Genomic DNA, 24,569 nt, shown 5'->3' with positions numbered 1-24,569 from the left:
CATGCCCCTGTGCCGCTGCCTTGCTATACCATTCAAAGGCTTTCGCATAATTTTGGGCTACCCCTTGACCGTTGGCATACATCACCCCAAGGTTAAATTGCGCACTTGCATGCCCCTGTGCCGCTGCCTTGCTATACCATTCAAAAGCCTTCTCATAACTACGAACTACGCCATCACCGTTGTAGTAAGCATTTCCTAGGTTATGTTGTGCTGATACTTGCCCCTTTTTAGCTGTTTTTTGAAGCTCTTGAATACTATCGAAATTCGCAAAAGCGGAACTGATAAATAGCGATAAAGTAAGCGGTAATAATATATTTTTATTAAATTTCATAATTAAATGTCTATTCGAATCAAAATGATAAAATTTTAGCCTAACTTTTAAAATTATCTATAATTTAATAAATGAATAATCAAATAATTAAATTTTATTTAACATAATGGTTGTTATACGAAATAAAAAAAACTAGGCACAGGCCTAGGTCTTAAATTTTAAAAAAATATAAAAATTAATGATATAGCCTCAGTTTTTCAACTTCATATAACGTGTATTATGTTAATTTTAGAAAAACTAATTGATTCTTGAAAGTAAACAGGCTTCCATTATCAGATATTAAGATGTCTCAAATTCTTTCTGATAATAGATTAACTAATACTTTTAATTCATCTCGTAATTGATTTAAGTTATCAAACTCAATGTTCTTGGTAAGCTCTTTAGGAATCTTTTCTGCTTCAGCAGATAAGTCTCGCCCTTTATCTTTTAATGAAATAAGAACTCGTCTTTCATCATTAGGATCACGTGATCGATTAATTAGACCAGATGTTTCCATTCTTTTTAATAGTGGGGTTAATGTTCCACTATCAAGATGTAAAATTTGTCCAAGATCACCCACACTTACACATTCTTTTTCCCACAAAACCAACATCACTAAATATTGCGGATAAGTGAGTCCGAGAGGTGTAAGAAAAGGGCGATAAGCTTTTACGATTAAATTAGATGCAGCATAAATAGGAAAACATAGTTGCTCATCTAAGCAAAGCTGATTCTTGGACATAGCTTTTTATTTGGTATAGACAGTGGTAGACACCTGTATATTACCTCGAATAGCATTGGAATAAGGACATACTTGATGCGTTTGTTCCACGATTTTCTCTGCATCAGCTTGTGAAATACCTGAAAGCGTGACATCTAAGTGTACTGTCAAGGCAAATCCACCATTGCCATTAGCAACCATTCCAACAGTACTCAGGACCTCTACATCGTTATCACGGATTTTATATTCTTTATTGCTACGAGTTACATGGATCACTGCATTTCCAAAGCATGCAGCATAGCCAGCTGCAAATAATTGTTCAGGATTCGTTGCATCACCTTTACCACCTAATTCTTTTGGCAAAGCCAATTTTAGTTCTAAGATACCATCTTCACTACGAATCGTTCCCGAACGTCCACCGACTGCTTTGACTTGAGTTGAATAGAGAGTACTCATGTATATTACCTTGCTTAATATTATATTGTGTAAAATATAATTGCACACAATTAAATATAGGTCAATTATTTTCCTTTGTTTTTTATTTAACATAATGGCTGTTATACGAAATTAGTAGTTTTTACGCGGAATTCCTAACGTATTCATCTTTTGTCTTATATCTTTATTTTTACCAATAGGTAAAATATATTCATAACCTACATCGAAAAGTAGGTAATTAAGAAAAAATTACAGCGTTTTATAAGCCTTATAGTAACGGGAGAGACTATAGGGCTTTTTATTTATCTTAATATTCATATATCTATGATGAAGCCATGATACTCTGCGATATAAAAAACCGGCTTGAGAATAGACCGGTCTTTTATGATATTTGCTAAAATACTCTTTTGAAATATAAAAAACTAAGCGTGTATAGCACTGGGTCTAGGTGTTTTTTGGGCTTAGTTATTAGCGTTATTTAAATAAGTATAAGTCAATTTTTACCTAAGGGATTTGCTTTTCAACTATTTCCAATTTCTTTAATGCTTGCCCTTTTTTATGATCATTATTAATCTTTACAACCAGAGCTAAAATAAAAACCATCACTATAAAAACAAGGAAAATCAAATGCTTTTTCATCATTAATTCCGTCTTTTGATCTTTAAGAATGCCTTGCTCCTTTGTAAATAGATATGACATAAGGGAAGCACTGATACAAGCCTTTTTAAATGACTTTAGCAACTCGATAAACAGTTGCAACTCCACAATTCACTGCTTTGGCAATTTCTTCCTTAGTCATATTGCCAGCTGCTAGCAATTCTTTTATTCGTTTGTGCTTAGCCTCATTGGCTTTCTTACCTGTTGGCTTGTAACCCGAACGTTCCAGGCCCTGCTTAATACGTTCTATACGTTTCTCATTGTCTAGGCGGGCCATTGTTGCCAGGAGATCAATCAACATATTGTTGATGAGTTCCAAGATTGAATGAGTAATGCTGTCACTGGTTTGAATCATTTGGTAGGTAGTAGGAAGATCTGCCACAATTAATCGAAGCCCTTTCTCCTGAATCCTGCGCTTCAGCTCTTGAAAATCCTGTTGGGTTAGGCGTGATAATCGGTCAATACTTTCAACCAACAAGGTGTCACCTTGATTTGCTTCTGACAGTAGCTTATTCAATTCAGGTCGGTCTAACTTCGTACCACTATAGTTTTCCACGTACACAATGGTTTTACCCAAATTCAAGTTTTGGTTTAGATCCTGAAGAATTTGCAAAGCCCTTTCTGCATCTTGATCTTTAGTTGAAGCTCGTAGATAAATACGTGTATTCATTTCTATCATTTAATCTTAATTCTGTTAGATTAATGATAATACTATCATTTAATTATTGCACCAAGTCTAATGATAGAGATTGTATGCGATTTGGCTCGCTATCATTCAGCTATACTCTTTTGATAGAAAAAGCATGACTGAAAGCCATGCTTTGGGAGTTCGTATAATACGTATCATATTAATTTTGGAAAAATTAGATATTGATTGGGAGTGACTAAAGCTGTAGAGTTTCTTTTTAAGTGAGTCCCCAAAATGAAATTCCAATTTATATTTGAAAACTTTAAAGCTTTACCAAATGGAACAGATGCTTTCAAGCAGTTAAAAATTTTATGTGAGCAAGAAATTGGCAACAATAATAATTTAGATAATTCGGCCTTATTTCTTATTTATGGGTTTGCGAAGAACTACGTCTTATTGTACGAAGATCAAGAAGTTACTCCTGAATTTGCAAAAAAAGCAAAAAGCCAATTAATTGATTATATGTCTGAACTTAATATTGCTCTAATCAGTCAAGATTCTAATCTTATATTAGAAACTCTTAATAATATTTCAAAAAAATATTTTAAAAGTTCAAGAATATTTTAAATCTTAATAATCAATGAACAAGCTATCATTACAGGGGTTTTTGATTCCCCTTTTTGTCTCATTCTTTATGAGTGGCATTAACGCTATTCTAGGAGCTTTAAATGAAGATAAATTTTTATTATCAATTGTTTTTTCACAATGGATGATTAATTGGATTATTGCTTATCCATGTCTTTTGTTTCTTGTTCCTTTCTCAAAAAAGATCGTTTTAAAGCTTTTTTATCCTCAGTTGAAATAATGAATGTTATATGAAACGAGGACAATAGACCGTCGTTTTTCACTTTGCATAAGATATTCTACGTTAAGTAGCGGCTAAAAATGCCCTTGATCAAGGGCATTTCGTATAACGTGTATTATGTTAATTTTAGAAAATCTGTTTTAGTTTGTACCTTTTCAAAATTATGTAAAAAGCAAATAAAACACTTATCCAGAACAAATAATCAAAAATAAAATATAAGAAGATAAATTGATCTATTCCTATAATAATATTTAAAGGATCTAGCGCTATACTCCCACCTGGAGATATTTCACCATCTACTAAAAACTGTAAGGGAAATCCTCCTCCAATGACTTTAACTTTTTCAAGCTTGTCTACAACTATACGATCCACTAATGTATATTTCTGATAAAACAAAGATAAATAAGTAAAAATAAAAGATAAGCAATTGAAGTATAAAAATTTTTTCATAATTTTCTCTCATATGTCTACTAATTTTAACAATTTTTAATCAGAGCTTTTTGGAATAATTTGCTTTAATTTCTCTATTATTTTCTCAAAAAATTCCTTTAATATGAAAAGATTAGAATTTATTTTATTAATTTTCCTTGCAGCCTGTAGTCCAGTTACAGAAAAAATAGAATCAAATATAGTTGTTCCACGTATTCACTATACAGGGGGAGCAGATAATGCAAGTTATAGTGAGGCTAAGCTTATTAAGGAAGGTAAATGCTTATATCTAGAACATGCTGATGGCTCTAAAGTTCTGCCAATTTTTGCTACGAAAACTATAGATTGGAATACAGAAACTAAGAGCTTAAAAGTAGATTCAGACACTTATTTTTTAGGTGATAAAGTAGCATATGGAGGGGGCGGCTCCTATCCTCTAGAAAAAAATAATTATTCTTGGATAACTGAAGTAGATCATGGCTGTGATACCTCACAAGTTATAGTTATTAATAAACTCATAAGACCACTTGAAGAACTACCAAAATGAAGAATAGCCTATTTTACTGTCTTACATTAGTTCTACTTATAGGATGCCAGCCATTTGAAAAAAATGGATATATTTTTATTAAAAATCAGACTGATTATCCAATTACAGACCTTAAAGTAACTTATATTAGTGCTCAAAAAACTTATAGCTTAGGTACTCTTTATCCTTATTCAGAATATAAATACGCCATCAATTACGAGCAGCACAATGAGGATTCAATAATCTTTTCATATTTAGATAAAAATCATAAAGAGATTAATCAAGAAGTAGCTACGTATGCAGCCAAATATGATAGGAAAAGTTATGAAATAGTTATTCAATAGAATATAAATTACAATTACTAATTGAACAAAAAAACTTCAATTTGAAATTTCAAAAACTTGATTTTTCCACTAAACAACTATCCATTTAACATAATGGTGGTTATACGAATTGAATTTTTCTTCATCGAGGAATATAGTGTGATTAACAATGTTAATCACAGGAGCTTAACATGGCTTCAAATGCACTAGTAACTACTCGCATTAATGAAAACATTAAGCATGAAGCAACAGAAGTTCTTGCAACAATGGGCTTAACTGTCTCAGATGCAGTTCGCTTGTTGTTAACCAAAGTCGCGAAAGAAAAGGCCCTGCCTTTTGAAATTTGGCAACCCAGTGCTGAAACCATTGCTGCAATGGAAGAAGATCTAAGCAAAGCAAAGAGCTTCACTTCTGTAAAAGATTTGATGGCTGATCTAAATGCGGACGATTAAGTACACATCAGCATTCAAGAAAGACTATAAGCGTGAGAAAAAAGGGCAGCATCGAAATACAGTAGATGCTGAACTACAAACTGTTTTAGAGTTATTGCAAGCTGATGAAACCTTGCCTGAAAAGTATCGTGACCATGCTTTGGTCAGTAATTGGGTAGGTCATCGTGACTGCCATATCAAACCAGATCTTGTTTTGATCTATAAAAAAACAGAGGAAGGAGAACTACTAATTTTGAAATTAGTTCGGTTAGGTAGTCATAGTGAATTAGCGATTTGAGTTACCTGATTTTCAACAGGAAAATTTAAAAATCATATTCAAAAATGAGAGCTTAGCTCCCATTTTTTGACTTCGTATAAGGTGTATTATGTTAATTTTAAGAAAACTTCAGAACTGATCTACTTACTGATAATAAATACTCTGCCTAATCGTTTTAGTATTTTTTCGACAGTGGGTTCTAAGACTTCTGGAGTTAAATTTAGTTTAATTTCTACAGGATAAGAGGTTAATAACTCTTTGATAGGAGGCCTTTGTTCATCAGGCAGACACTCAATTAGAATCATTAGAACTTTAGGCTCGAAGCATCTTTTTGATGTCGCTTTGAGAGTTAGGCTAGGCATGGATCACCTAAGTTATAATATTTTATATAAGTGCCACTGTATCAGATATTTAAATAAAGAAAGAATGGTTCTTTCTATCAAAAAAAGAATTGGATTATAAATATATGATCGTATTTTATTCTCCATTTAACATAATGGGCGTTATACGAAATGCATATTTTAAACACATAAAAATCAAATACTTGTGTTATAGTGATAATGCTCGACGATGTCGAAAAGCTGACTTGGAAACAAGTCGGCTTTTTTATGAGCGTTTTTGATAGTTCTTGCCAATAAAATTGGTTGAAAAATAGTCAATTTTGGCATTTTCCCAATGTTATCAAATCTTCCAGGGTGAAAACTATCCCCAATTTCTGTGGATGAAATTTAGGCTATTTTGTACGCTTTGGCTCACATGAAACTCGGCCCTTTGCTGCTGTCCAGGATAGGTGAATTTTCCTATGATGAACTCATCGGGAACAGGAAGTTCCATACAAGAATAACAAGAGATAAGCACAAGGACTGTAAGGTACGACAGGAGTTATACCGAGCGAACCAATACGAAAAACCCCGGCAGGATGCCGGGGTTTTTTTATTAACTATCTAAATCAAATTTCCACATTAAAGAAAACTTGGCAAACCTTTAGCAGGATCTGTTTCACGTGCCGCTTGAGCATCTGTTACAGTCATACCTAAGGCCTTAGCAACGCCTTGCCCATAAGCTGGATCGCAAGCATAACAGTTGCGGATATGACGGTATTTGATGAAATCTAGCGCATCACCCATCGCTGCGGCCGTGTTATTAAACAGGGCCTGTTTCTGCTCATCATTCATCAAATTGAACAGGGCACGTGGCTGGCTGAAGTAATCATTGTCATCTTCACGGAAGTCCCAGAAATCAGCATCACCGGTAATCTTTAATGCTGGTTCTTTAAACTGAGGTTGTTCCTGCCACTGGTTAAAACTGTTCGGTTCATAATGTGGCAATGAACCATAGTTGCCATCCATGCGGCCCTGACCATCACGACGATTAGAGTTTACAGGGCAGCGTGCAGCATTGACCGGAACCTGTGAATGATTTACACCAACACGGTAACGCGCTGCGTCGGCATAGTTCACTAAACGTGCCTGTAACATACGGTCCGGTGAGTAGCTGATGCCCGGTACAAGATTACTAGGTGCAAAGGCTGCCTGTTCTACATCCTGGAAATAGTTTTCCGGATTGCGGTTCAGCTCAAATTCACCGACTTCAATCAGTGGATAATCGCCCTTCGGCCAGACTTTGGTCAGGTCAAATGGATGATAAGGCACTGTTTCGGCTTCCAGTTCTGGCATGACTTGAACGTACATTTTCCATTTTGGATAGTCGCCACGTTCGATGGCATCAAACAGGTCGGTCTGGCTGCTTTCACGGTCTTTGGCAATCAAGTCTGCTGCTTCAGCATCGGTCAGGTTCTGGATGCCTTGCTGGGTACGCATATGGAATTTCACCCAGAAGCGTTCATTTTGGGCATTGATAAAACTGAAGGTATGGCTGCCAAAACCATGCATATGACGGTAGCCAGCAGGAATACCGCGATCTGACATGACAATGGTCACCTGATGCAAGGCTTCAGGCAATAATGTCCAGAAATCCCAGTTATTGGTGGCACTGCGCTTGTTGGTTTTCGGGTCACGTTTGACTGCTTTATTCAGGTCAGGGAACTTACGGGCATCCCGCAGGAAAAACACCGGGGTATTATTGCCGACCAGATCCCAGTTGCCTTCTTCAGTATAGAATTTCAGGGCAAAACCTCGAATATCACGTTCTGCATCGGCCGCGCCACGTTCACCCGCCACCGTTGAGAAACGCGCAAACATTTCGGTTTTTTTGCCGACTTCAGAGAAAATTTTAGCGCGAGTATATTGGGTAATATCATTGGTCACGGTAAAGGTACCAAAAGCACCTGAACCTTTAGCGTGCATACGACGCTCTGGAATCACTTCGCGGACGAAGTTTGCTAATTTTTCATTCAACCATAAATCTTGGGCAAGTAAAGGTCCACGCGCACCTGCCGTCATACTGTTCTGATTATCCACCACAGGGGCACCAGCTTCAGTAGTCAGGTGGGTAACAGGACATTTTTTAGGGTCTTGACTCATACTATTAACTCCCGTTTCTTTTAATGCAGAAATTTAAGATTTTCAATCCTATCTTACCCTTTACTTGCTTATTAAAATATTAAACTAAGGATATTTTTGAAAATTTATAGCCAACTGATTTAACATAAAATCTCTTATGCGAAATTTCAGCTCGATGCTTTGAAAGATGGCTAAAGCCATGTTTCAAAGTCGGGCAATTTTGCGCTTGCTGTAATTTGATTTGTAATGAGAAAAACCAAGCAAAGTACCGATCAACTAGTATTTTTTAGGGTCGATCTGACACCAGTCATACGTTTTTTCTTTGACACTACTCGGTTCAAACGAGTAGCAATTTTTCCTCATTATTCTCACCAATGTTTCACCATCACTTTCTCGAATTTGTAGCGGATATTTTTTTAGTACAGCCATATCTGCTCTACGTTCATCAATTTCGTCTTTGCTTGGTATGTATAAAAAGATAGCCAAAATGAACACCATCATCACAGCAACAAACGTGCTGGCAAAAATAATGATAAGTTTTAAGTTGAGCCTGTGTGTAGCTTCGTTTAATGCCTGAATACTGTTGTTTAATGCGCCTGTATGCTTCTTATTTGCGTTTTCTAGCGATTTTTCAGCCTTGTCTAGCACTCCGCTAGCGACATGGTTGTAAAACTGCTCTAATCGCTTGTTATCGTCTGCTATGGCCTCTCTATATTCCTTCATGGATGCCAATAAAATATATAACTGGTCATCTAGATCATTTTGATTACTCATAATGACATTCCGCCTCTACCTAGTTTTTGAGATGCCTTGCGGAGTGCTTGCTCGGCTCGTTGTTTATCTAATTCTTGCTGTCGCTTCATTTCCGCTTGGCGTTCCAGTTCTAGACGTTTGGTTTCTTGGTTCTTCTGCCATTGATCAAAACCTTGATCGACACGGCTTAAACCACGCTGTAAAACGCTCTCTTTTTGCTGTTTCTGTTGGTGAAGCTGTTGGCTATTTTGCTGTTTGACGTTGTCATTAAAACGGCTGATTTCAGTGTCTATGCCTTGTCTGCGTAATTGTGTGACTTTGGTGCCTTCATGGATGGTGGCTTGTAGTCCGTTGTTCTGATCGGCATAGCTACGATGGTCTATTTTTTCTCGGTAGCCTGCACGTTCCAATGCTTTATTGGCTAAGTCTGCCCAAGTTTCTCGAATTTGCTTAATATCTTCTTGGGTTGTCCCCATGCCAAGGCTTTTTCGTTTGGCGTTGCTGAGTTCGATATCGGTTTTGGTGGTCAGGGTGAGTTTATTGTCCGTGTCCAATTCGGCTTTTCGGGTGGTAAGCATGATATGGGCGTGATGATTCTTATCATTACCGCCTTTGCTGGGTTCATGGATGGCTAAATCTGCGATCACTCCATAGCGATCAACTAAGGACCTGGCAAAGTCTTTTGCCAAGTCCTTACGTTGATCAGCGTCTAATTCATCAGGTAGGGCAATGACCCATTCTCTAGCGGTTCGGGCATCTTTACGGTTTTCGGTTTTTTCTGCCAAGTTCCAAAGTTCACCACGGTCAATTTCAATATCTAAATTAGACAGAATTTCAGAATGGGCGACACCGTCTTTTCTCGTAAAGTCATGGGTCAGTCCTGTGCGTTCATCTTCTAGTTTTTCCCCTGCACGATATGCAGATGATGCAACCGCAGTTCGCCCCGAACTTCGGTTCACCGTTTTAGTGGAACAATGATAAATTGCCATGCAGTCGCCTTGGGGTGCTTTTGCTTTTGGGGTTAAGGGGATTCCCCTTACGCAAACTTTGACTTGGATGAAATCCAAGTCGTAAGTGCGCATTTCATGAAAAACACGATAGCATATTACCCGCTTGAATTTCAATTCATAGGGTCTTATGCTTGAGTGGTTTTCTATATTCCGAAATTAACCGTTATGACTAAATCTGCTGAAAATATCGAAAAGAAAATTGAAGCCCAGTTAGAGAAGCTGAAACAGTTAAAAGCACAGAAACAGGCTATTGAAGCAAGAGAACGTACCAAAAAGAAAGAACAGGAGCGCAAGGATGATACTAGGCGTAAAATTTTGCTCGGTTCTTACTTGATTAAGAAAATGCAGGCAAATGAAGCCAATAAAGAAAAAATACTCGCTGAACTCAACGAATATTTAACAGAAAATAGAGATCGACAGCTTTTTGATTTGCCCGACATTGAAGCCTAATTTTTCTTAGCTGTTTGGTTATTCTGTTCGGCTTGATACTCGGGAATGAGCGTGTTTAAAACCTTTTGAATATTGTCTTTGTCCTCTATCTGCAAATGATCCCGATAGTAAATTAAGTCCTGTATTTTGCTTTCCATCTGCATTTTTTCGGTGGGTTTGGCATTTTTGGATAGTCGGGATAATAGGAAGATATAACCGCATATATTTTCCCTCGCAATTTCATAATTTACGATGTCGAGGTATTCAACGGTCACATGCTTTAGATCGGTTGATAGGTTATTTAATTTAATCATGGCTGAAATCCTGATTTTTCTAAAATTGGATAAAGCTCTCTGAATTTTTCAGGCTCTAAAAGCATATCAGCGATACGAATAGCAAATTGTTGGTAGCTTTCTGTACCTTGTGAATATTTCCCCATTTCAGGCATTTCTGACATTTTATTCGCAAATAAATGGCGTTGTGCATCGGTCATTTTTATAAAAAAATCAGGCGTGTTTGGATCTCTTTTTGCTTCAACTTTTGGCTGTTGTTTTTGCTTAAATTTGAAAGAAAAACCTGAAATGATCCGTCCTTTTTTATGCTGTTCATACGTTACAGTAATATCAGTATGCTCATTAATTTGTTTAATTGATGGTTCAAGCACACGCTTTTTAAAGTCACTCATGGCGGTGTATTCACTATCAACAAGACCTAATCTGTTTCTAAACTCACTAAGTTCTAGTTGTGGAACTTTTCCAACTTCACGCCAAGCAATCAGCAATTCATAAAGCCTAGTGGCGTATTTACTGGTTAGGTGAGCAACTTGTTTAGCTTCATATTTTGTAAAGTGTTCTTCCAATCGTGTGATTAAAGGCACTACATCAGGAGCAAAAGTAATTTCTAACAATGCTAGGTCATCTACATAAAATATACGGCTTACCCAGCGAGATCGAACAATGCCGACTTTGCCTGTTTTTTTATATTCGGCTGTATAACTAAATTGACGATTAAACAGATTATTTACAGCTTCTCTCAAAGCTTTATATGACGCATCGGCAGATACATTGAATAGCTTGGCGTAGTCACTAGCATGTATTTCCAGTTTACTATCCGCAGTGATTCCTTGTCCCGATTCTCTAGCATTAATGATAGCTAGCATGATCAAACGTTGTTCCGTTAGCTCTAGGTTGTAACTGGCATTTATTAGAGCATTATCTTTCACGACTAAACTATTTTTCATAAGAAGAACTTATTATTATCTAATTAAAGGACAATGTAATCTAATATCTTTTTAAGGTCAATATTTATAATGTCTTTTAATTAAGAGCAAATGTCCGTTTATACAAGAGCAAATGTCCGTTTATACAAGAGCAAATGTCCGTTTATACAAGAGCAAATGTCCGTTTATATAGTCTGTAACACTTACTACACAAGGGTTTCAACCTGTCTAAAAGCATTAAAAGCTTTAAAAATAATTAAAAGCCTTTCGAGAGGGGAGTGCTTAAAACTGCCCTATGTACTCGCTAAAGCTCGTACTCTATTGAAGCTCGTTCCTCGCTTCGTGGGGCAGTTTTTAGTTAATCCTGTTGTGAAATCTAAAAGCAAAAGCATTTGTAATGTATTCGCTTCGCTCATACTTTTTGAAAAGCAAAAGCTCCAAAGTTCGCACCCATTCGGGATGCTCTGTATCTTTCGTTATGAAGCAAAAGGGAGCTTGTAATCAGGGAAAAGGCAGGGGCGAAATTTTAATGCCAGGTGGTCGCTCGTAGACACTCGCTCGGCTATTACTGGAAGAAGTTTAATAATTAAAATATCTAATCAAAACCGTGGAACAATGATCAAATAGTAAGCGTGGAACATGAAAAATTATAAAAAAAGCCTACACTGGGGAATGTAGGCTTGTAAAATCTTAATATATCATTGAAACCTAAAGATAAAATGTATTGATTTCGTATAACGCGTATTATGTTAATTTTAGAAAAAACTTAAAATTATCTATTAAAGAATCATATATTTTTGGATTACTTATAAGTGAAATAGCACCTATATAGTGCAGGCTTAGCTAGAAAAACTATAACACTCTAAGAAAGTATGGGTTTTTATGTACAAGGCAATTTCATGAGAAGCCAGATGATAAAATTCGAGGCTCCCCAATTTTGTAAATCAAATATATGCAAAATAATGTGAGTAAGCCGGCAGTACCAGCATTAACACTGGCTGCCCTAGGAGTAGTATTCGGCGATATAGGAACGAGTCCATTATATGCATTAAAAGAAAGCTTTCATGCGACACGCGGGCTACCTATTAATGAACTTAATATCCTAGGAATTCTCTCTTTAATCTTTTGGACCATTACCTTAATTGTTTCGCTTAAATATGTTTTGGTGATCATGAGAGCTGATAACAATGGTGAAGGGGGTATCATGGCATTACTCGCCTTAAACCTTAGGCAAAAAGGATTATCCCGTGGAAAAAGACTTGCAATCATTATCTTAGGTTTCATTGGAGCATCACTCTTCTTCGGTGACGGTATTATCACTCCTGCCATTTCTGTTCTATCTGCAGTTGAGGGCCTTTCTGTTGCTGCCCCGTCATTTGATCGCTTCATTATTCCCATCAGTATTGGAATTCTGATAGCCCTCTTTGCCGTTCAAAAACATGGTACTGCAATGATGGGGAAATTTTTTGGTCCTATTACCCTGTTATGGTTTCTATCTATTGGTGCCATTGGCATTATAAGTATTATTCAAAGTCCATTTGTTCTTGCACTATTCAGCCCGCACTGGGCTTTTTTATTCGTTATTAACAATCCTTTTATTTCATTTTTTGTGATGGGGGCTGTGGTTTTAACCGTAACAGGTGGTGAAGCCTTATATGCGGATATGGGACATTTTGGTATTTTACCGATCAAGTTAGGCTGGTTTTTAATTGTACTGCCATGTCTGATGCTGAATTATGCTGGGCAAGGAGCATTACTGTTAAGAGATCCTTCGGCTATTACTAATCCTTTTTACCTACTTCTGCCTTCAGCCTTTCTCTATCCAATGATTATTCTAGCTACTGCAGCAGCAGTGATTGCCTCACAGGCTTTAATCAGTGGGGTATTCTCTATGGCTAAACAGGCAATCCAGTTGGGATATCTACCTAGGCTTACAGTTTTACATACCTCTGCTTCGGAAATTGGACAAATTTATATTCCTTTACTGAACTGGCTCCTGTTTATCTCCATCACTATTTTGATCTTAATATTTGAAAGTAGCAGTAAATTGGCAGGTGCCTACGGTCTGGCCGTCACTGTGACCATGTTCTGTGACACCCTGCTAGTGGCTTTTCTGGCTTATAGTTACTGGAAATGGAGAACCTGGAAAGTCTTGCTGTTCATTATTCCGTTCGCCTTTATTGATCTAATTTTACTAAGTTCAAACTTATTAAAAGTCCTGATTGGTGGCTGGGTGCCAGTCGTTATTGCAGTTATCGTTTTTACCCTTATGATGACCTGGAAAAAAGGCAGAGAGATTCTTCAGGACAAACTGCAGAAGGACACGCTTCCACTGAATGTGTTTCTTGAGCACCTTGAACAGACAGGTCAGAAAGTGAGTGGAAATGCCGTATTTTTAACTGGAACGCCTCAAGTCGTACCCCATGCGCTTTTACATAATCTAAAGCATAATAAAGTTCTGCATGAACGTAATTTTTTGGTGACAATCAAGACTTCTGAAATCCCGTATGTTGATGAAGCTAAGCGAATCGTTACTGAAGTACTAGAGAATGGTTTTTTCAGAATAACGATCCATTATGGCTTTAAAGAAGAGCCTAATGTGCCTCATTCATTGAAACAAGCTTTTTCAGTACTGGATCTTGAGTATGACTTAATGAATATCAGCTTCTTTGTTTCTAGAGAAAGATTAATTCCAAGTATGTCCAACAAGATGTCTACATGGCGTGAAAAGTTATTTGTCGCAATGCAAAAAAATACCAGCCCTGTCAGTGATTTTTATAAAATCCCTTCTAACCGGGTGGTAGAGCTAGGTAGTCAGATTGAAATTTAAGAATTTCTAAAATGAATAGGCACCTTTAAATAAGGGTGCCTATCTGATCAGAATAAATCTTTTACTTTAATTTTCCAATAGTTGACCAATCTCTAAAGCTGAATAACCACGTTCTTTAAAGATCAAAATAATTGCTTTTTTATAATCTTCAGAAGTAGAGGTCTTATATTTTGTTATGAGTTGAATCTCAGAATTAAGCTGGAGGTCATTTTTTATCGTCAATACTTCCGTAGAGATTCTATTAAAAATCTTGAAATTAAACATACAGGTGCTCTTTATCAGCATTGTAGCGGCCCGACTACAATAAACACCTGCCTTAGCTTAGCTAGACACCCTTAGTGGCAAGGATTACAGATTAGAAAAGGCTCCGCAAGTTTTTCTAAATGGGAAGCATGAATAATCCACTAAAGTACTATCCATTTAACATAATGGCGGTTATACGAAGTACACTTGTATATTAATATAATTATCAAACACTTAATAAAACCAGAAAAATCTAAAAATGACCGAAAAGCCGATTTTGAAACAAGTCGGCTTTTTTATGAGCAGTTTTGGAATGTTTTGCCAATAATTTTGACTAAAAATTACGCTTCTCAACTTGAGAGATACAATTTTATGATACATTATTGTATATACAAATTTGAATGTTTTTTATGGAACAGTATTTTGAATGGGATGAGGCTAAGAATCGAAAGAATCAGAAAAAGCATGATATCTCTTTCGAAATTGCAAGCCTTGTTTTTGAAGATCCACTGAGGATCTCAATCCAAGACAGACATACCGATGGTGAAGAACGTTGGCAAACCATTGGAAAAGTAAAAGGCGTACTAATGCTACTAGTAGCTCACACTATCTTTGACGAAGATGACTGTGAAATCATACGAATCATTAGTGCAAGACAGGTAACTAAGGCGGAGCGAAATCAATATGAGCATGGTTAGATATACACGCAAAGAGCTGAATAAAAGTTTCAGCGACAAGCAAGATGCTGAAATTGAACGCCTACTTGCTAAGGGAACTGTACCTGATGATCAATTAGATCTTTCTGATATTCCTGAAATCACCGACTGGAGTAAGGCAGTTCGTCATGGGCAATTTTATCGTCCAGTGAAGCAACAAACTTCTGTTCGTCTTGATGCTGATGTACTTGCATGGTTAAAAGCACAAGGGAAAGGCTATCAGACACGCATGAATAAAATTCTACGTGAAGCAATGTTAAAAGATTTAAAAAATCATTAATAAGAATGGGAGCTTAAGCTCCCATTCTTAAATTAATAGAAGAAATTTATATTAAAAATTTTTACTTAATAGTGATTAACGAGAAATCACTTCCAAATAATTTCTAATATTTTCTGATTTACACGCACTACGTTCTATATCATCAACAAACGTCTCTTGGTTATCACGCATTACATTAACGACTCTTTCCGCTAAATTTTCATTATCAATATTTTTAATAATATTGGCACAAGTTTCCATAGCAGCATATCTATTCATATATACAGCAGATTTAATTGCTAAATCTAAGGCCTTAACTTTATTCTCTAAGTTAACGTCTTTTGAGTTAATCAATATATGCATTATTTTAGCTATTGTTTCAGCAAATGCCCAAGCATAGTGTTGTGACTCTACAAATTTTTCATAAAGATTGAGGAAGTCCCCCAAAGTATTTTGCAGGTTTGGATCAGATAAAACTTTAAAGAAGGTAGGTCTAGATATTTCTTCAATAACTTTGAATAGGTCATCATCATCTAGATGAAGCATTTGATCTACAAACTGTTTAATCTGACTAGGTTCGTATCTCCCTTCTGATTTCAATAAATTTTTAATAAATTCTAAGTGTGCCTGAGCCTCTGCCAATGCTCCTCTTCTTTTTAATATTACATCAAAGCTGAGCTCTATAGCTTGTTTCATTTCCGCTAAGTTACTAAAACGTCTATCTTTTGTAGGAGCACATGCTTTATCTAATACATATTGTAATGAACTATGTATATTTTCATGTTGTCTAAAGTAAGTAGGGTCAATATTGGTTAATAATGCATAGATACTTTTTCCTAACATAAAGATATCAGCTTGGGCATCTGCATATTTAAAACCATTATCTTGGAATTCTGGAGGAAGAAATCCATGAGTCCCCCAAGAATCAGAACTCACAGTAAATCTAGAAATTGAATTTGGCTCTAAACCTAATCCAAAATCAGATACAACAATATGATCCCCATTAATTAAGAAGTTTTGAGGTTTGATATCCCGATGATAAATACCCTCACTATGCAATTCGCTAATACAATCGATCATCTGATTTATAATCTTTTCTTGCTGAATATGATCTTTAGCTAATATTGTATGAAGCTTGCATAAATCCCCTTGCTCATAAAATGGCATAACGAAATATGGAGGAGAGTGTTCAAAATTATAATGTAATATTTGAACTACTTTTTCATTACCTTGAAATTTACTGACTAAACGGACTTCCCTTTTAAAGCGCGATAAATATTCCTCACTAGTCTCTCTACAATATTTTAAAGCAAGAGTTCCTTGATATTCTCCTGTCAAATCTTTAACTAATAAGACTAACCCCATGCCTCCATTGTCACTACATAGACGAACTACTTCAAACCTTTGATCAAACACTTGCATGTAGAGTTCCAAAATTTACTTAAATATTGATTTTATTTATTTTTTAAATAAAAAAACATACTGCTAAAGTATTTTAATAATAGAAAAAAATTGAATCTAAAATTAACAGAATACACATTATACTAGAGGTCTTGTTCCTGAATCTTCTAAACATTTATTTAACATAAAATCTCATATACGCAATCAAAAAAGTGAGGTAAAAACCTCACTTTGTATAAAGCCAAATGAATGGATATTTCCTAGAATTTTAATTAATAAAAGTTATCACGGTAGAAGTTATAAGTAGTATTGTGGCGATCAATGTTAAGTAGATGCATGATTTACTCATTGATTGATCATCTACTTTGAAAAAGTTCTTTATTGGATCCTTCCAACCAGTCATTTGACTCCAAGGATACCAAAAACATAAAAAACCCAAAGTACTTAAAATTCCGGCTAAATCAAAACTTTTGGATAAGCCAAAGAGACTTATAGCAACAGATGCTGCACCTAAGACAAAACCAAACCAAGATTTAATCAAGGGAGCCTTGGGAGAAGTTATTGATAAATTATTCATATTAGAGTTCTACATTAAAGATTAAATAACTTTCTGTCTCTTTCATCCGTCAAATACCGGTCCATCTGAGCGATCAATTTAGCCCGTGCCTGTTCATCTTCTTCAGTGATTTTTAGCATACAAGATCCGATTAGAATTTTGCGTCTAGTATCATCTTTACGAGCCTGTTCTTTCTCTTTAGCACGTTCTCTTGCAAGTGCTGCCTGTCTTTGAGCTTTAAGCTGTTTCAGCTTTTCTTCCTGGGCTTTAATTTTGCTGTCTAGTGTTTCAGTAACGCTCATTAATCCAATACCATCATCCTGGGAAACCATCCCTAACATAAGCGCACTTGAATATGCATTCAAGGTGCTATATGTATAGTAATGTTTTCCTCGAAGAGCGCACTTATGCAAACTTCGTTCGCAAGTCCGATTGGGGTCTCCCCAATACCCCGACAACCGTATCCACGGTTGTATTTCACTACGTGAAAATTTAAAAGCGAAAAATAGGCATGGCGATTTACCACTTTTCAGTCAAAACCGTAGCACGATCAGCAGGACATTCCGCCACTGCTGCGATTGCCTATCGGGCAGGTGAAAAGATCTATTGTGAACGTGAAGGCCGAGAACATGACTACAGCCGAAAAACTGGTGTGGAATACAAAGAAATTTATTTACCAGAAGGCGCACCGGAACATTTAAAGAATCGAGAAAAACTCTGGAACGAAGTTGAACAACGGGAAACCCGAAAAAACTCGACTGTAGCTAGGGAATTTGAAATTGCCTTTCCAAGTGAACTGAACCAGGAACAACGTCTGGCCATGCTCGAAGAATTATGTGCCAGCATCGTGGAAAGACATCAGGTAGCAGTCGATGCCTGTATTCATGCACCGCATACCGGATCCGGCAGTGATGAGCGCAATTATCACGCCCATATCCTAATGAGCACACGTAAACTTACGCCAGAAGGTTTTACAGAGAAAACCCGGGAACTGGATCAGAAACACAGTGGAGAAATCGAACACTGGCGCGAACACTTTGCCGATATCTGCAATATGCACCTGGATCTGGCTGGATACACTGCCCGAGTCGACCACCGCAGCTACAAAGACCAGGAGAATGGTTTAGAAGCCACGCTGCACGAAGGGCCGAAAGTCACCGAACTGCGCCGAAAAGGGATTAAGACCGAAATCAGCCGAAGCAATGACGAAATCAAACAGAGAAATCAGGCTCAGCTGCAATACGGCAAAAATATGGATCTGCTGATTGCTGAAAATGAGATCAAACTCAATACACTAAAAACTGAACAGCAGATCCAAATCAAAAATAGTGCTAAAACGCCACCAATTGACGAAAAAGCCCTGTTTGAAGAAAAACAGAGGGAAACCCTTGGCAAAGTATTAAAACGCGAAATCAGCGCAAAAGACGCGAATCTAGACCTGGATTTCATGCAGCAGCATCTAGAGAAGGCCGAAAAGACCCTGAGCAAGCAACACAAACATCAAAACGAGTTCAATCAGCAGCTCGCCCAGGAGATCGTGAAAAGCGGACTCAAGCAAAGTCATGACAAATTACAAAGCCTGGTCGATCAACACAACGAATTAACCCAGAACAAACCCTTACTGTTTGGAAAAAAAGCCTGGGAAGCCCAACGTGACGAGATTTATCAGGAACACAAAAAGCTGAAAGGTCAGCATGAACACCAGAAAAAACATGGTGTGAAGGAATTACTGCAAAATGATGCTTTCAAGGAACATGCCTGGAAGAAATATCAAAAACAGCATCCGGAGAAAGCCAAGCAATACCAGACCCTCTACCAGTCCTACAAGATCGTTAAAAAATGTGTGGATGAGATTAAAGCAGAACAACAGATGAAACTCAGACAAGAACAACAACTCAAAGCACAGCAACATGCGCCTAAAATGAAATCTCGTGGCATGAGTCGTTAAACAGAGCGAGTGTCTACGAGCGAACTGAGAAAATTTGCCCATCCCTTTCCCTGATTACAAGCTCCCTATCCATTAATCACCTACCCTACAGAGCATCCCGCATGGGTGCGAACTTTCCAAGTTTGATTCCTAAATCGAGCGTAGCGAGAAAAAAAGCTCATGAGCGAAGCGAATTCCGAGCTGCTTTTGATCTTGCTTTTGCTTTTTCTTAAATTCACGAAAATATGAACCAAAAATTGCCCCGACGAATCGAGCGAAAGCGAGATTCAATAGAGTTTGAGCAAAGCGAAAACCAAGGGCAATTTTTCATTCCCTGGGCTTTTAATTATTTTTAAGCTTTTAAATGCTTTTAGAGAGGCTCAAGTCTTTGTAAATAAAGGCTTCTAGAGCTTATATGACTACGTTTACCTACCAATATGACTACGTTTACCTACCAATATGACTACGTTTACCTACCAATATGACTACGTTTACCTACCAATAATCTACATTATTTTTTTTGTAGATTTAACTACGTTTACCTTGCATTAATCTACATATTTATTATTATAGATTTATATTCATAAGTAATAATGTAGATAAATAGAATGCGGGACTTAGTAGTTAAAGACAATGCATTAATTAATGCGAGTTATAACTTAGACTTAGTAGAACAACGTTTGATCTTATTAGCTATCGTCGAAGCAAGAGATAGTGGTCGGGGAATCAATGCAAATGACCCTTTAGAAGTCCATGCTGAGAGTTATGTAAATCAATTTAATGTTGCAAGACAAACAGCTTACCAAGCGTTAAAAGATGCCTGTAAAGATCTATTTGTACGTCAATTTAGCTATCAAGAAATTAATAAAAGAGGAAATGTAGAGAATGTTTTAAGTCGTTGGGTCAGCGAAATTAGATATATCGACGATGAAGCTACAGTAAAGTTAATATTTGCCCCTGCAATCGTGCCACTTATTACACGTTTAGAAGAACAATTTACTAAATATGAGTTACAACAGATTAGTAATCTCAGCAGCGCTTATGCTGTGCGATTATATGAATTATTAATTGCTTGGCGCAGTACGGGTCAAACTCCTATTATTGAACTTGCAGAGTTCAGACAAAAAATAGGCGTTCTTGATGATGAATATACAAGAATGGGAAATTTTAAAGATCGAGTATTAAATTTAGCTATTGCTCAAATTAATGAACATACGGATATTAACGTCCAATGTCAGCAACATAAAAAGGGACGTAATATTTCTGGTTTTTCATTCACCTTTAAACTGAAAAAAGTCGTTATAGCTCATACTAAAGAGCAAACTGCTCTTGAGATTTTCTCAAAATTTACCGATGCACAGTGTCATCTTTTTGCCAGTAAATTATCTGAGCTTCCAGATATGAATAAATATTCTCAAGGTACTGAAAGCTACTCACAATTTGCAGTTCGAATTTCTGAAATGCTACGAGATCCACAAAAATTTGAAGAACTACTCCCCTATCTAAAGAAAGTAGGCTTTAATACAAAATAAACTTCATGTTCAGATTGGATGTTCACACGAACATCCTTGTACACGCACTGAGGGATTACATTGAACACAACAAAATTCAGCGTCATGGACGCAAGTAAAGCCTTTAAAAAATCACGTACAACAATATATGAGGCTTTAAAAAATGGTGAATTATCAAGAGATCATGATGGTCTTATAGACTTATCGGAACTTATTAGAGTTTATGGCAATCCAATCAGTGTTCAGTCCAGTACACGCACTGAACAAGTTCAGAAGGATGTACAGGTACACGTTCAATCTGAAGTTGAAAATGTATTAAAAGATCAGATTTCTTTACTCAAAAATCAGTTAGATTTAGCAAATCAAAGAGAAAAGTCTTTGATGCAACATATTGAAGATCTTACTCACAGAATTGAGTTTAAAGGCACCTTAGAACAGCCAAAACAAGAAAATATTAATCAGCTAAATGAATCTACTAATTCGAATATAGCAACAGATCCTCGGTCACAGGATGAATCAAACTATGACGGATTGACTACTCCTGAGAACAAACGGATCCCTATCCCTGAACATATTGAGCCTGAACCTAAAAAAAGGGGCTTCCTGAGCCGTTTCTTCCTTCCTTATGGTTAGCCAGCACTCCACTTTTTTGATGAGCCAATTTCATTGCCAGCAATGAAATAATGACTCCTCAAAAAACCGGATGATGTTTATTGAAACTGAATAAAATCGTGGAACATTGCTTATTTATTAAGCGTGGAACACTAAAAAAGATAAAAAAAGCCCGAACAGGGATGTTCGGGCTATCAACTAGAAACTACAGCATTGATTTCTAAGTGGAATTATAACGCATTTCGTATAAGGTGTATTATGTTAATTTTAGAAATTCTAAAAAAGGGATAGTTTTTAACTATCCCTTTATCTTGTAAAAATTATCTTAGTAATAATACTGGTTTTGTAGAACTTGATAACAATTTGGTCGTCGTACTACCAATAAAAAACTGGCGTATCTTTGAATGACCATATGCACCAATCACAATCATATCAATAACGTTTTTTTCTTGATAATCCAATATAGATTTCTCAACATCACCTTCAAGCACACTATCAATGACATCAAAACCATTATTTGCAAGTAGCTCTTTTGCCCAAGTGACTTGTGATGTCATATCACTATTTGGCTTACCAACATATACCACATGAGCTGTCAGGGTTTTTAATAAAGGGCTATTTGCAATTTTGTCTACACAAATACGTGCAGTAGGACTTCCATCAAAAGCAATTAAAAATGACTGAGGTGGACTAAACGGTGAGGATGTGATTAACACGGGTTTATGAAGAGCACGAACAACATTTTCAATATGGGTTCCAACTTTACTGGAATTGTGCTCGGTTTCAGTTCCATGCTTACCCATAACAAGAACTCGAATATCCTCTTCCATTCCCATGATTGTTTCTAAAAGACTGCCATGGCGTTGAAAGCTTTGAGCATCAATAGAGAACTTCTCCAATAGATAGTTTTTTGCTTCCCGAAGAAGAATTTGGCCATGCTCTAGCTCAATTTTCCCCTTACGTTCTTCCAGTTCAACCAACTCGTTTAGCAAGGTTTCTCGACTTCCTAGACCAATTGCACCACTTAAATCTTGTGGTGCTTTCGCTTTTGGCTTATCAATGACATGCAATAACTGAAGAGGTGAATTCAATTTATCGCTAAACCAAGCTGCATAATCACAAACGGTATTTGTTGCTAATGATCCATCAATACATGCAATAATTTTTGACATAATTCATCCCTCTTAGTGGCTATTTAAGCGATCTAAAGCATCTGGCTTATCATGGATACCAAACTTATCGACTAACGTTTTACTGGCTTCATTCATTCCAATCAGTTCGACTTCTGTTCCTTCACGTCTAAACTTAATGACCACTTTATCTACGGCAGCGACCGCAGACACATCCCAAAAGTGAGCCTGACTAACATCAATCACAACTTTTGAAAGTGCTTCTTTGAAATCAAATGCAGACGTAAATTTATCTGCCGAGCTGAAGAACACTTGACCCGTCACCGTATAAGTACGGGTACTTTCAGGTTCATTAAATTCGGACTGAATTACCATGTAGCGTTCAATTTTGTTAGCAAAAAATAATGCAGAAAGAAGAACACCGACTAATACGCCATAAGCCAGGTTATGTGTGGCAACAACCACAACCACTGTCGCTATCATTACGATATTGCTAGAGAAGGGATATTGGCGAATATTGCGCAGTGAATCCCAGTTAAATGTTCCGATTGAAACCATGATCATTACGGCAACCAGTGCAGCCATTGGAATGACTTTGAGCCAGTCACTGATAAACACCACCATAATTAACAGGAAGACCCCCGCACTAAAGGTAGATAAACGGGTACGACCACCAGATTTCACATTAATAATTGATTGACCGATCATGGCACAGCCTGCCATTCCGCCTAAGAAGCCTGAAGCGACATTGGCAACGCCTTGTCCTTTACACTCACGGTTTTTATCACTGGTGGTATCTGTTAAATCGTCGACAATCGTTGCTGTCATCATAGATTCAAGCAAACCGACGGCTGCTAATCCCAGTGAATAAGGCAAAATAATAGCTAAAGTTTCAAGATTTAAAGGAATATCAGGAAGCAAGAAAATTGGAAGAGTATCTGGTAATTGCCCCATATCACCTACGGTTCTTACATCTAAACCAATGAACAAGGCAAAGAGCGTGAGGAGTACAATACAGATGAGGGGAGAGGGTAAAAGCTTGCCTATTACTGGGATATAGGGGAATAGATAAATAATGGCTAAACCACCAATTGTCATCGCATAGACATGCCATGTCACATTGGTGAGTTCAGGCAATTGGGCCATAAAAATTAGAATAGCCAAGGCATTCACAAAGCCAATCACAACCGACTTTGACACAAAGCGCATCAATGCACCTAATTTTAGATAGCCTGCTAGGATTTGAATAAATCCTGTCAAAATTGTGGCTGCTAATAAGTATTGCAGACCATGCTCTTTAACCAGTGTGACCATTAATAAAGCCATAGCACCAGTTGCAGCAGAAATCATCCCTGGACGACCGCCTACGAAAGAAATCACCACGGCAATACAGAATGAAGCATATAACCCTACCTTAGGGTCGACACCTGCAATAATTGAAAAGGCAATTGCTTCAGGAATTAGAGCCAAAGCAACAACAATACCCGCAAGAACATCCCCGCGAATATTGGAGAACCATTGTTCTCGAATAGTGGATAACATGAAAATAGCCTATTTTTTTAAATTTTAGGAAAGGCTAGTGATGTGATATATGACACACAAGCTACTACACCACATCACTAGACAGTGATGAGTTATTTACTGTTTTAAGAGATAAATAAACTTATGGTGGCGTAAGTGTCATATTAAGAAAGATATCTATTTTGGAGGGTTTCGGGGGCAATGATAGCAGTTAGGCCCTTTTCTATCCACCCTAACCGCAGTACTGAAGTAAAAGTAAGAATGATCATAGATAATTTTAGAATTGATTTATGTCCATTTAACATAATGGCGGTTATACGAAGTACACTTGTATATTAATATAATTATCAAACACTTAATAAAACCAGAAAAATCTAAAAATGACCGA

General features: G+C 36.9%; 30 protein-coding genes. 13 read left to right on the top strand and 17 right to left on the bottom strand.

From position 1 onward, the window contains the following. The 5 genes from F891_RS18520 to F891_RS16930 all read right to left on the bottom strand — a co-directional run. Window positions 1–331: tetratricopeptide repeat protein (locus F891_RS18520; RefSeq protein ID WP_005265048.1), on the bottom strand; the 331-nt coding region annotated here is incomplete at its 3' end. A gap of 289 nt (window positions 332–620) precedes the next feature. Continuing rightward, complete coding sequence (locus tag F891_RS16945; RefSeq protein WP_000042163.1) at window positions 621–1,052, bottom strand: MarR family winged helix-turn-helix transcriptional regulator; 432 nt, start codon at window positions 1,050–1,052, stop codon at window positions 621–623. 6 nt (window positions 1,053–1,058) lie between these two features. Further along, complete coding sequence (locus tag F891_RS16940) at window positions 1,059–1,487, bottom strand: organic hydroperoxide resistance protein (protein ID WP_005175891.1); 429 nt, start codon at window positions 1,485–1,487, stop codon at window positions 1,059–1,061. 483 nt (window positions 1,488–1,970) lie between these two features. Then, entirely contained in the window at window positions 1,971–2,165 is a 195-nt protein-coding gene (locus F891_RS16935; RefSeq protein ID WP_005237343.1) for a hypothetical protein, read from the bottom strand. 25 nt (window positions 2,166–2,190) lie between these two features. Next, the gene (locus tag F891_RS16930; RefSeq protein ID WP_005237345.1) at window positions 2,191–2,802 is read right to left on the bottom strand and encodes a recombinase family protein; all 612 of its coding nucleotides are present in this window, start codon (window positions 2,800–2,802) and stop codon (window positions 2,191–2,193) included. 243 nt (window positions 2,803–3,045) lie between these two features. Here F891_RS16930 and F891_RS16925 point away from each other — a divergent pair, with 243 nt between their 5' ends. Both F891_RS16925 and F891_RS16920 read left to right on the top strand, forming a co-directional pair. Continuing rightward, complete coding sequence (locus F891_RS16925) at window positions 3,046–3,378, top strand: hypothetical protein (RefSeq protein ID WP_004282109.1); 333 nt, start codon at window positions 3,046–3,048, stop codon at window positions 3,376–3,378. Between the two features lie 13 nt (window positions 3,379–3,391). After that, entirely contained in the window at window positions 3,392–3,616 is a 225-nt protein-coding gene (locus F891_RS16920; RefSeq protein ID WP_004733276.1) for a DUF2798 domain-containing protein, read from the top strand. Between the two features lie 126 nt (window positions 3,617–3,742). On the opposite strand, the gene F891_RS16915 is transcribed toward F891_RS16920, so the two are convergent. Next, window positions 3,743–4,066 carry a hypothetical protein gene (locus tag F891_RS16915; protein WP_005254631.1) on the bottom strand — a complete coding sequence of 108 codons (324 nt, stop codon included), beginning with the start codon at window positions 4,064–4,066 and terminating at the stop codon, window positions 3,743–3,745. 103 nt (window positions 4,067–4,169) lie between these two features. Here F891_RS16915 and F891_RS16910 point away from each other — a divergent pair, with 103 nt between their 5' ends. From F891_RS16910 to F891_RS16895, 4 genes are all read left to right on the top strand, one after another. Then, window positions 4,170–4,592 (top strand): hypothetical protein, encoded by a 423-nt coding sequence (locus tag F891_RS16910; protein ID WP_005254629.1) that lies wholly within the window; start codon window positions 4,170–4,172, stop codon window positions 4,590–4,592. Then, on the top strand, window positions 4,589–4,915 hold the full coding sequence (locus tag F891_RS16905; RefSeq protein ID WP_005254628.1) for a hypothetical protein: 327 nt from the start codon (window positions 4,589–4,591) through the stop codon (window positions 4,913–4,915). The genes F891_RS16910 and F891_RS16905 overlap by 4 nt, the downstream gene beginning before the upstream one ends. A gap of 170 nt (window positions 4,916–5,085) precedes the next feature. Next, complete coding sequence (locus tag F891_RS16900) at window positions 5,086–5,346, top strand: type II toxin-antitoxin system RelB/DinJ family antitoxin (protein WP_005265047.1); 261 nt, start codon at window positions 5,086–5,088, stop codon at window positions 5,344–5,346. Further along, window positions 5,333–5,623, top strand: a complete 291-nt coding sequence (locus tag F891_RS16895) for a type II toxin-antitoxin system YafQ family toxin (RefSeq protein WP_005265046.1) — start codon at window positions 5,333–5,335, stop codon at window positions 5,621–5,623. The genes F891_RS16900 and F891_RS16895 overlap by 14 nt, the downstream gene beginning before the upstream one ends. Before the next feature lie 941 nt (window positions 5,624–6,564). On the opposite strand, the gene F891_RS16880 is transcribed toward F891_RS16895, so the two are convergent. The 3 genes from F891_RS16880 to mobQ (F891_RS16870) all read right to left on the bottom strand — a co-directional run bounded on the left by F891_RS16880 (window position 6,565) and on the right by mobQ (F891_RS16870) (window position 9,806). Next, window positions 6,565–8,085, bottom strand: coding sequence for a catalase (locus F891_RS16880; protein ID WP_005265045.1), 1,521 nt, complete (start codon window positions 8,083–8,085; stop codon window positions 6,565–6,567). 255 nt (window positions 8,086–8,340) lie between these two features. Next, window positions 8,341–8,838: a hypothetical protein gene (locus tag F891_RS16875; RefSeq protein ID WP_004282248.1), complete on the bottom strand. Its 498-nt coding sequence runs from the start codon at window positions 8,836–8,838 to the stop codon at window positions 8,341–8,343. Next, a complete protein-coding gene (gene mobQ / locus F891_RS16870) occupies window positions 8,835–9,806 on the bottom strand; it encodes a MobQ family relaxase (protein WP_005265044.1) in 972 nt (323 codons plus the stop codon). The genes F891_RS16875 and mobQ (F891_RS16870) overlap by 4 nt, the downstream gene beginning before the upstream one ends. A gap of 186 nt (window positions 9,807–9,992) precedes the next feature. On the opposite strand from mobQ (F891_RS16870), the gene F891_RS16865 reads away from it, so the two are divergent. Next, a complete protein-coding gene (locus F891_RS16865) occupies window positions 9,993–10,277 on the top strand; it encodes a hypothetical protein (protein WP_004871868.1) in 285 nt (94 codons plus the stop codon). On the opposite strand, the gene F891_RS16860 is transcribed toward F891_RS16865, so the two are convergent. Both F891_RS16860 and repM (F891_RS16855) read right to left on the bottom strand, forming a co-directional pair. Next, window positions 10,274–10,570 carry a hypothetical protein gene (locus F891_RS16860; RefSeq protein ID WP_005265043.1) on the bottom strand — a complete coding sequence of 99 codons (297 nt, stop codon included), beginning with the start codon at window positions 10,568–10,570 and terminating at the stop codon, window positions 10,274–10,276. The genes F891_RS16865 and F891_RS16860 overlap by 4 nt on opposite strands. Beyond that, complete coding sequence (gene repM / locus F891_RS16855) at window positions 10,567–11,496, bottom strand: replication initiation protein RepM (RefSeq protein ID WP_004871874.1); 930 nt, start codon at window positions 11,494–11,496, stop codon at window positions 10,567–10,569. The genes F891_RS16860 and repM (F891_RS16855) overlap by 4 nt, the downstream gene beginning before the upstream one ends. Window positions 11,497–12,427: 931 nt before the next feature. Here repM (F891_RS16855) and F891_RS16845 point away from each other — a divergent pair. Continuing rightward, complete coding sequence (locus F891_RS16845; RefSeq protein WP_005265041.1) at window positions 12,428–14,305, top strand: potassium transporter Kup; 1,878 nt, start codon at window positions 12,428–12,430, stop codon at window positions 14,303–14,305. Window positions 14,306–14,371: 66 nt separating this feature from the next. Here F891_RS16845 and F891_RS18385 read toward each other — a convergent pair whose 3' ends face one another. Beyond that, window positions 14,372–14,569, bottom strand: a complete 198-nt coding sequence (locus tag F891_RS18385; protein WP_005265040.1) for a hypothetical protein — start codon at window positions 14,567–14,569, stop codon at window positions 14,372–14,374. Between the two features lie 389 nt (window positions 14,570–14,958). Here F891_RS18385 and F891_RS16835 point away from each other — a divergent pair, with 389 nt between their 5' ends. Next, window positions 14,959–15,246 (top strand): BrnT family toxin, encoded by a 288-nt coding sequence (locus tag F891_RS16835; RefSeq protein ID WP_000438824.1) that lies wholly within the window; start codon window positions 14,959–14,961, stop codon window positions 15,244–15,246. Further along, window positions 15,233–15,544: a BrnA antitoxin family protein gene (locus tag F891_RS16830; RefSeq protein WP_004889528.1), complete on the top strand. Its 312-nt coding sequence runs from the start codon at window positions 15,233–15,235 to the stop codon at window positions 15,542–15,544. The genes F891_RS16835 and F891_RS16830 overlap by 14 nt, the downstream gene beginning before the upstream one ends. A 75-nt stretch (window positions 15,545–15,619) precedes the next feature. Here F891_RS16830 and F891_RS16825 read toward each other — a convergent pair whose 3' ends face one another. The 3 genes from F891_RS16825 to F891_RS16815 all read right to left on the bottom strand — a co-directional run bounded on the left by F891_RS16825 (window position 15,620) and on the right by F891_RS16815 (window position 17,782). Next, complete coding sequence (locus F891_RS16825) at window positions 15,620–16,945, bottom strand: protein kinase domain-containing protein (RefSeq protein ID WP_002083777.1); 1,326 nt, start codon at window positions 16,943–16,945, stop codon at window positions 15,620–15,622. Window positions 16,946–17,192: 247 nt separating this feature from the next. Then, on the bottom strand, window positions 17,193–17,501 hold the full coding sequence (locus F891_RS16820) for a hypothetical protein (protein ID WP_001061745.1): 309 nt from the start codon (window positions 17,499–17,501) through the stop codon (window positions 17,193–17,195). Between the two features lie 14 nt (window positions 17,502–17,515). Next, window positions 17,516–17,782 (bottom strand): mobilization protein, encoded by a 267-nt coding sequence (locus tag F891_RS16815; protein WP_151725796.1) that lies wholly within the window; start codon window positions 17,780–17,782, stop codon window positions 17,516–17,518. A 209-nt stretch (window positions 17,783–17,991) separates the two neighbouring features. Between F891_RS16815 and mobQ (F891_RS16810) the strand changes: the two genes are divergently transcribed. The 3 genes from mobQ (F891_RS16810) (at window position 17,992) to F891_RS16800 (ending at window position 21,551) form a co-directional block, all read left to right on the top strand. After that, window positions 17,992–19,428, top strand: coding sequence for a MobQ family relaxase (gene mobQ, locus F891_RS16810; protein WP_005265039.1), 1,437 nt, complete (start codon window positions 17,992–17,994; stop codon window positions 19,426–19,428). Between the two features lie 587 nt (window positions 19,429–20,015). Continuing rightward, window positions 20,016–20,939 carry a replication initiation protein RepM gene (gene repM, locus F891_RS16805; RefSeq protein WP_004811812.1) on the top strand — a complete coding sequence of 308 codons (924 nt, stop codon included), beginning with the start codon at window positions 20,016–20,018 and terminating at the stop codon, window positions 20,937–20,939. Window positions 20,940–20,999: 60 nt separating this feature from the next. Next, entirely contained in the window at window positions 21,000–21,551 is a 552-nt protein-coding gene (locus F891_RS16800; RefSeq protein ID WP_223182242.1) for a plasmid replication DNA-binding protein, read from the top strand. A gap of 299 nt (window positions 21,552–21,850) precedes the next feature. Here the strand turns inward: F891_RS16800 and F891_RS16795 are convergent, their stop codons facing one another. After that, a complete protein-coding gene (locus tag F891_RS16795) occupies window positions 21,851–22,702 on the bottom strand; it encodes a universal stress protein (protein ID WP_002115246.1) in 852 nt (283 codons plus the stop codon). A gap of 12 nt (window positions 22,703–22,714) precedes the next feature. Continuing rightward, complete coding sequence (locus tag F891_RS16790) at window positions 22,715–24,202, bottom strand: SulP family inorganic anion transporter (RefSeq protein WP_004889525.1); 1,488 nt, start codon at window positions 24,200–24,202, stop codon at window positions 22,715–22,717. Window positions 24,203–24,569 lie beyond the last annotated feature (367 nt).

Source organism: Acinetobacter sp. CIP 101966, from assembly GCF_000369725.1.
GTDB lineage: Bacteria > Pseudomonadota > Gammaproteobacteria > Pseudomonadales > Moraxellaceae > Acinetobacter > Acinetobacter lwoffii_Q.
This window is presented reverse-complemented; position numbering and strand designations above follow the sequence as displayed.